Consider the following 7,591-nt stretch of genomic DNA (forward strand, 5'->3'; position numbering starts at 1 on the left):
ACTATATTCTCCATTATAAATTTTTAAAATCATCTAATCACCTCACTCCATTATACAACAAAAAGGTACACACCTTGCAATTTGGATTACTATTTTTCTGTCTAACTTTTGGGGTACAATTCACCTCTCTTGCTTACACCTATATAAAACTGGAGAAGACCATGATTGTCTTCTCCAGTTTTTAGATGCCATCAACTTACAATAGTTGAAAAAGAAACCAATTTTTAATCATCGACTAATATCTACAAATAGGATGTCATTAGACGCTGAGACTAATCTTCTTTGAGTTTTGCAGTTAATAAAGCTGCTGACAAGGCCAAGGTAACACCTGCCAAGAAAACAGCTGTTTCTGACTGTTTTTCACCAGTTTCTGGCAATCTCTTGTCTTCCTTGGCAACTTGAACTGGTGTTTCTGGGGTCTGAGCTTTTTCTAACGAACTTAGTTTAAACTCTGGTTTTTCTACTGTCGGTGCTGGTTGATTACCTACTGTAGCTAGAATACCACGGTACTCTGGAAGTTTATGTTCTAGAGCCATTACAGCATTAACGCCACCCTTAAATTCAGGTTTCTCAACACTTGGTACTGCTTGATCTCCTACTGTGGCTAGAATTCCTGTGTATTCTGGAACTTCATTTACTGCTGCTTCTACAAAGTTAGCACCTCCTTTGAATTCTGGAACTTCATTGACTGGAGCAGGCTCCTCGCCTTTACTACTTGAAATAGATGCTTTCACTCCTACTTCAACAATGCGATCCTGAGCCTTTCTTTCTTCAGAATGAACAAGACTTCTAGTAGTACCCAAAACTTGAATATAGTCAACTTTTTCTCCATCTTGTCCTTCAGAAACGATACGACGTTGACCTTGAGCAAGTTCAGGGTTTTCACGAATAACTTCTTTAAACGGAAGCGGAGTCTTTTCAATTTCCAAACTTGGAGTTTCTGCTACTAAGTTCTTAACGCCTTCTGTTGGTGTTGTTTGGAAGGTAGACTTAAAGTGTAAACGATATTCTTTCACCAGATTTCCATCTTTGGAAACAAGACGAACCAGTGTTGGAAGATTGGCATTTCCAGAATCCACAACTGTAACTACTCCATGTCCACTAGTTGTTGCAGTGACTTTTGGTTTTGAACCCATTGTTGTTAGAGTGTAATCTGTCACATTTGGATCAAAGTTTTCCAATGCTTTTCCGTCAATCGAAATAGTCGCTGATGGTGCTTCCACTTCTGCTCCCTTGCCTGCAGAGTAGGCTGTAAATTCTACAAGTGCAAGACCATTGGTAGTAGCCTTACGAGTCATGCGAGCACGAATTGCTGTCGTTTGAACCGGATCAAAATTAAACTCGATTGGTTTACCAGCTACTAATTCTCCAGAAGCTTTGTAAGGAATAGGTGCCCAATTTTCTGCCTTGTTGAATGGATGGTCAGCATTTTCTTCATAACGAGAAATCGTACTTGGTTCTGTAAAGGCAGGGCCAATATATCTTTCTAGAACCATTTTCTCTGGGGCATCTGTTCCACTATCTTTAAAGAACTGAATAGCTACTTTTCCAATAGATTGGGTGGCAATTTTACCGTCCTTCTTAAAGAGTAGTCCGACAGAAGTTTCTTCATTTTTCGGAGTACGAGACCAGTTTGTCCAACGTCCATCTTCATTGTATTTTCCATCATTGATATAGAAAATTCGATCATGTGAAGCTGCTTGTGTATCGTTCGTTGTCGAAGCAAAGGCTTTAGAATCCGTTTCATTGTTGCTTGGATTTTCTGAAATGACTTGATTTCCTTTAGAAACAACTGTCACCTGCATTTTAGTCGTTAGATTTGTACCAATGACATGACCGGTAATTTCAAATGTTCCCTCATGCTCTGTTGCATGTTCAGGAATAGCATCCCATTTCACTGCCAGTTTATCTGTAGTCCAAGTAGTTGAAGTTGGGTAATAAACAGTGACTTCTGAAGGAAGTTGAAGAGCATCTCCAACATTCAAGATTTTAGCACTGTTTTCTGCAGCAAGAGGTTGACTAGTTTCTCTCTCATCATTGCGGAAAATTCGATATTCTTTCAACACCGTACCATCTTCTGCTTTCAAGATGAGACGTGTTGCACCTTTTGGACTTGTTGCAGGAACAACTGTTACCAAACCATTATTGCTAGCTGTTGCTGTGATTTCTTTGCTAGATTGAGGAATATAGTAATCTGTCTTAGATGGATTAAAATGTTCAAGATCCTTGCCATCTACCTTGATAGAAATCTCTGAACTTGTTTCACTTAAGACCTTGTTTCCAAGCACAGTTAGCTCTGTCAGACCAACACCTGATGTTCCATCTGCTTTCTTCATTCGAATACGAACAGCGTAGGTTTCGACCTTGTCAAATGTGAAGTGATTGGTTTGAGTTGCAGACAGCTGACTTGGAGCATGTAAGTTTTCAACTGCTTTCCAATTGTCTGGATTATTAAATGGATGATTGCTATCTCGTTGCGCATGACTGACATCACTTGGTAAATCTGGAATTTCTTTACCTACATAATATTCAACTACATATTCTTTTGGAAGACCAATTGCTCCATCAGTATAGAAATCAACCGACAAATTGTTGACAAAACGCTTCGTCAAGTCTCCTGAATTACCAAATAAGATAGAAGCCCAGTCATTATCAGTATTTGTTCTCCAAGTAGTCCATCTATTTTTAGCATCTGATGGCGTTCTTGATACAGTCAAATCGTTCAAGGTGTTGGCTGTGTCATCTCCTCCTGTATTGGATACAATGGCAGCTGGTAATTGTGAACCTGTCCATTGTTTAGAGATATTATTTCCAGCAACCACTTGACTAGATACTCGAACATGAGCTTTAGTTGTCAGATTGCTACCTACTAAACGACCATTGATTTCATAGACCCCTTCAGTTTGACTAAAGTTGGCTGGAACCTGATCCCAAACAACATCTTTGTAGATAGTTGTTCCGTTAGAATGGTAAGCCCGGACATTGGCTGGCAATTGAACCGTCTCACCCTTAGGTACTGTGAGACTGATTTCCTCTGCAACTTGCAATCCTTCAACCGTTACAGTCGCTTGAGCTTCAATATCTGTGCCTTCCACATGTCCTTTAAGCGTAAAGCTATGATAGTGCCCCAACTCTTTTTCATCTACCTTATCCCAAGCTACAGATACTTTGCGTGGCAAGCCCTTATCAAATTCTGCTCCAACTTCTTTAGGTAGATTCGGTTGCTGATTGATATCTGTAGAAACAGACACAGGATGAAGTTTCACAATCTTCTTGCTGACTTTATTTTCTTTAATCACCACTTCAGTGGTTACAGATTCTGTTTTCTCTGTTTGATTATCGATTCGAGGTGTCAAAGTCACTCTTCCCTTAGTATAGAGCAATAGATTCTGACCATTCACCTCAAGATGTCCCCCATCAGATGATTTAGCTTCTAAGTGAATATCTGAAGCCGAAAACTCTGTTTGTGAACCATCCTCATAACGACCAATGACGTGATAAGTTAATACTTGATCTTCAGTGGCAGTTTCTTTTCCTTCTACAACCACTTCCAAACGTTTCAAAGCAGGAGCTTCCTTCACAAACTGAATTAAGTAAGTTTGAACCAAGTCACCCTTTTGGTCACTCAAGAAGAGAGAAGCCTGATAACCATTATCAGCAGAAGCTTGCTGAACAGTTACTTGATATCCGGTAGTCTGAGCTCCAACACTTGGAATAGTTGCAGTGTAAGGAAGGGATACACGGTAATAGGTCTTGCCAGACTCAAAATTCTCAAGAGCTTTATCCCCAACAGTAAGTCCTGTAATGCTACTTGTTGTTTCCTTACTACTTGCGATAAAGGTTGCAGTCACTTCACGGTCGTCATCTACCAATTTACCAGTAGCCTCCGTACGTCCACCTTCCTTGTTCAAAGCAGCAGGGTCTTTCAAGGTCCAAGAAACAACATCAGTATCAATCAAGCTACCATCTGTCAGAACAGCTGTGACCGTTTTATCCAAATCAGCCGCATTCGTTCCAACTGGGACTGTAGCAACTTTTGGTAACCATCTATCTAAAGCAATCACTTTAACAAGTGCCTCAGCTTTAGTTTCTAAACCTTCTACACGTCCAGATACTTTTTTCTCACCTGCGCTTGTAAGCAAGTCAGATGGCATTTCCCAAGTTACAGTCTTTTCCTCAACACTACCGTCACTATAAATAGCTGTTACTGTTTGAGGTAATTCAGGATTTGTCGTCACATCAGTTGTTGCTTTTACAGGAGCAAAGGCTACAAAGTGACGATTTTCTTTCTTACCAGACACCGTTGCGACCGTTGCGCTATCAGATGTCAAACCAGCAGAATCTGCATAAAGAGTAAATTTACCTTCTTTTTCTGTTGATTTTACAATGACAACTCCTCTACCATTGAAAGCACGTCTTTGCCATGTTCCATCTGCTTGAGCTTTGTAGCGCTCACGACTAGCTTGTTCTCCATTATCCACACCAACAATCTGTCCCTGACCATGAAGATTGAAATGAACAAGATTATTCGCTGTCGGAACCACATTCCCTTCGCTATCAACAATTTCGTAATGGATGTAGGATAGGTCTTTTCCATCTGCAGTGATAACATGCTCTTCTTTAGTCAGACGAACCCTTGCTGGCTCCCCAGCAGTTGTCACACTATCACGCGCAATTTCGTTGCCTTTTTCATCTCGAGCAATCGCAGTCAGTGTGCCTGGTTTGTATTTTACAAGCCACTCAAGATACAATTCACTTGGTTTAGCCCCCTCATGATATGGACGTCCATCTTCTGTCGTTTTCTTAGTAAATTCCTTTTTACCAAGTGACTCTCCATTTAAGAACAATTCGACGCTTGCAGCATTTGAGAAGGTACGAACCGGAACCTTTCCATCAACCAGCATCTTACGATCCTTAAGGGTCTCTTCAGTCCAGTTCCAATGTGGTAAAATGCGAACAGTTGGCTTTTCTTTAGCACTATACCATTCACTACGGTAAAGGTAAAAATCATTCTTCGGTAAACCAGCCGTATCGATGATACCAAAGTAAGAACTTTTTACAGGTGTATTATCTTGGTTATGCCATGGAGTTGGTTCACCGATGTAGTCAATTCCTGTCCAGATAAATTGTCCAGCATAGCCAGCACGATCACGGTCAAAAGTCCATGATTCAGTAGCTGTTCTTCCCCATCCAACACGGTCATTACCATAGTCAGATTGTTCATAGTGACGATTTGGACGGTTATCATGTCCAAGGATTTGAGCAGGATTGTAATAAGAATCACGCGTTCTAGTAGCTGAAGAAGTTTCAGAACCATAAATGAGCCAGTCTGGATGAGCACTACGAACCGCATCATAAAAACGTTCACCATAGTTCATCCCCACAGCATCCATGATTTCTGCAAGTTTCAAAAAATCACCTGTCGCTGCACGACTAAATTTGTTTTCACCCATGGTGACATAACGTTCAGTATCAATCGCTTTGATAACTGCCTTCAGACGCTTAGCAGTTTCGATAGAACGAGGACTACCATTTGCCTCTTCTACCTCATTTCCAAGAGACCACATGACGATAGACGGATTGTTCTTATCACGTTCTACCATTGTTCTAAGATCAAAATCAGACCACTTCTCACCCTTTTTAGCTTCAGGATGGGTTGCATCTTGATCAAAGAACCGTCCATAGTCGTAAGTCTTCTTGCCACCATACCAGGTATCAAAGGCTTCCTCTTGAACCAAAAGACCTAAACTAGCCGCAGCATCAAGCAACTGAGGACTAGCTGGATTGTGGGTTGTTCGAATAGAGTTAACCCCCATATCTTTCAAGAGTTTTAATTTACGATAAGTAGCCTTATAATTCTCTTCTGCACCCAAGGCTCCATTGTCATGGTGAATACTTACTCCGTGGAATTTCATGCGTTCACCATTCAGAGAGAAACCATCCTTAGCAGTCCAATTAAAATAGCGGTAACCAAATGTATCTTCTGTTACATCAACTAGTTGACCTTCTTTATAAACCTTTGTTTTCAGCACATACAGTTGAGGATGATAACTTTTTGTCGTCCAAAGAGTTGGTTTATTAACTAGGATTGTTTGTCTGAAATCTGCAACTTCATTTTCTGCTAAATTCTTCGTTTCAGAGCGCACTAATTCTGAAACAACCTTACCTTCCTTAGTAAAAATTTGTTGTTCCACAAAGACTTTAGCAGCCTTCTTATCCGTATTTTTAATCTTACTTTGAACCTGTGTTTCAACATTCCCTTCTTTTTGCTCAGCAAGTTTTGGAGTAGTGATATGATTACCATTTTCGGCAACATGGACTTTATCACGATAACTAAGGGTTACATCACGATAAATCCCACTTCCTGAATACCAACGACTGCTTGGTTGCTTATTGGTCACTTGAACAGTAATTGAATTTTCACTACCATCCTTGTTTAAAAATTCTGTAATATCATATGAAAAATGATTATAGCCACTTGGATAATGTCCTACAAATTTACCATTTACATAGACCTTTGAATCCATGTAAACCCCATCAAAATTGATACGAACATCCTTATTCTTGTCTGCTTCATTTAATGTGAAAGTCTTACGATACCAAGCTGTTCCACCATTTAACTGGCCACCTTCATTACGTGCGGGAGACTTGTGATCGAAGTCAAAATAAATACTCCAATCATGAGGAAGATTCAATTTAGACCAATCATGAACATCCACATCTTTTTTTGAAAAATCTCCTTGGGCATTTAGTTTAAAATACCAATCTTTATTAAAATCTTGTTTTCGCTCCGATAATAGCTGCTTCTCTTTTTCAACATCCGCTTTACTTGGCTCTTTAGAAAGCGCTTGCGTTTTTTCAGAAGAAGGTTTGCTCTCTGTATCTGCTTTTACCTGGTCGTTTCCGGAAGTTTTTTTAGAATCCTCTTTCAGTTCTGTTCCAGCTGTTGCTGCAGATTCAATAGGCTTTGGATTTGTCTCTTCAGGTTTCTGTTTGTTCTCAGCTTTGTTTCCTTCTTCTTTGTTTGGAGTTTCCACTTTAGGTCTAGCCAATTCATGACTACCCTCATTAGCAGGTCTAGTAGGTTCCGTATCCTTAGTCACTTTGTCTTCTGTCGAATCAGCTTTTGGTTTTACAAACTCACGCCCACCATTCTCATCAGCCTTTGCGATTGCAGCTGCCACATCATCGGGAAGCTTATCTAAAGGCTGAGCTTGATGAACAGTTGTTTCTTCTGTTTGAGTATTGGATGAAGCCACCTCCTCAGCTTGTACAGCTGAAATACCAAATATACTGGCCCCAATCATTACAGATGCTGCACCTATTGCAAATTTACGAATGCTATAATGACAACGTTTATCAAAAAGTCTTTTGTTCATTAAAATCCTCATTTCTTTTTCTTGATACAAAGTAAGCGTTTACTTTATTTTAAAAAATAACCTCCTTCTGAATACACAAACAAGTACCAAGTTCGATAATATATTTTATATATTAAATATATCAAAATACACCTAAAATTGCAATCACTTTCATCGTTTTTCCTCAACTATCCTTTATCTGATTGTTTTAAAACAACTTGATAGACTTTCTT

At 39.7% G+C, this 7,591-nt stretch carries 1 protein-coding gene; it reads right to left on the reverse strand.

Annotated features, from left to right (window positions below):
- Positions 1-272: 272 nt before the first annotated feature.
- On the reverse strand, positions 273-7,379 hold the full coding sequence (locus tag GMD1S_RS11155; protein ID WP_001042480.1) for an SIALI-17 repeat-containing surface protein: 7,107 nt from the start codon (positions 7,377-7,379) through the stop codon (positions 273-275).
- Positions 7,380-7,591: the final 212 nt, after the last annotated feature.

Source organism: Streptococcus sp. GMD1S (assembly GCF_000296875.1).
Taxonomy (GTDB): domain Bacteria; phylum Bacillota; class Bacilli; order Lactobacillales; family Streptococcaceae; genus Streptococcus.

Coding starts and splice junctions, on each gene's coding strand:
- GMD1S_RS11155 (WP_001042480.1), bottom strand. CDS start 7,379: ATGAACAAAAGACTTTTTGATAAACGTTGTCATTATAGCATTCGTAAA.